Source organism: Acidovorax radicis N35 (assembly GCF_000204195.1).
In the GTDB taxonomy this organism is placed as follows: domain Bacteria; phylum Pseudomonadota; class Gammaproteobacteria; order Burkholderiales; family Burkholderiaceae_C; genus Acidovorax; species Acidovorax radicis.
This window is the reverse complement of record NZ_AFBG01000013.1, coordinates 1-1,031: the sequence shown is the minus strand read 5'-3', so window position 1 is coordinate 1,031 and position 1,031 is coordinate 1. Positions and strand designations below refer to the sequence as shown.

1 protein-coding gene is annotated in these 1,031 nt (G+C 65.7%); it reads right to left on the bottom strand.

Annotated elements, in window-relative coordinates; all coding sequences use genetic code 11:
- Nucleotides 1-1,031, bottom strand: a 1,031-nt coding sequence (locus ARADN35_RS0103715; protein WP_010459148.1) for a putative bifunctional diguanylate cyclase/phosphodiesterase, incomplete at both ends; no start/stop codon positions are given.

Here is a 1,031-nt window from a genome sequence, read left to right as displayed (position 1 = left end):
GGCCCGGGCCGGCCAAAAAGAAACCCCTGAAACCCCTCGCACCCATGCAGCCTCAGAAAACTCAGCTGCCCCGTCGTCTCCACCCCCTCGGCCACCACCTCCAGGTCCAGGCTCTTGGCCAGCGCCAGGATCGTCCTCACGATCGCCGCGTCGTTCGGGTCCGAGAGCACGTCCCGCACGAAGCTCTGGTCGATCTTGACCTGGTCCAGCGGCAGCCGCTTGAGGTAGCTCAGGCTGGAGTAGCCGGTGCCGAAGTCATCCAGCGCAAACCCCACGCCTTCGCTTTTGAGCTGCACCATGCGGGCGATGGTGTCTTCGATGTCTCCCAGCAGCAGGCTTTCGGTGAGTTCGAGCTTGAGTTTGCGGGGGTCGGCGTTGTGGCTCTTGAGGGTCTGCAGCACTTCTGCCACGAAGCCCGGTTGCCGGAACTGCCGGGCGCTGACGTTGACCGAGATGGACAGGTGGGCGGTGGCTTCGTGCTGGCCCCAGCGCTGCAGTTGTTCGCAGGCGGTCTGCAGCACGTATTGGCCTAAAGGGAGGATGAGGCCGGTCTGTTCGGCCAGGGGGATGAAGTCGCCGGGGCTGATCATGCCGCGCTGGGGGTGGCGCCAGCGCACCAGGGCTTCTGCCCCCATGAGCTGGGACTGGTGGTCCACGACGGGCTGGTAGTGCACGAGCAGTTCACCCCGGGCCAGGCCCTGGCGCAGGTCGGCTTCCAGGTTGGAGCGGGCGTTGACGGCGGCCTGCATGTTGGGGTCGAAGAAGCGCTGGGTGTTGCGGCCTGCGGCTTTGGCCTGGTACATGGCCAGGTCGGCGCGTTTGAGGAGTTCGTCCACCGTCAGGCGTTCGTCGCCAAAGAGGGTGATGCCGATGCTGGGGGTGCTGTAGTGTTGGGCGCCGTCCAGGTCGAAGGGCTGGTTCAGGCTGGCCAGGAGTTTTTCTGCGACGGTTTCTGCCTGGGTGGCGGCGTCTTGCAGGTCGGGGGCCAGGGCTTCAAGCATGACGACGAATTCGTCGCCGCCAAAGCGGGC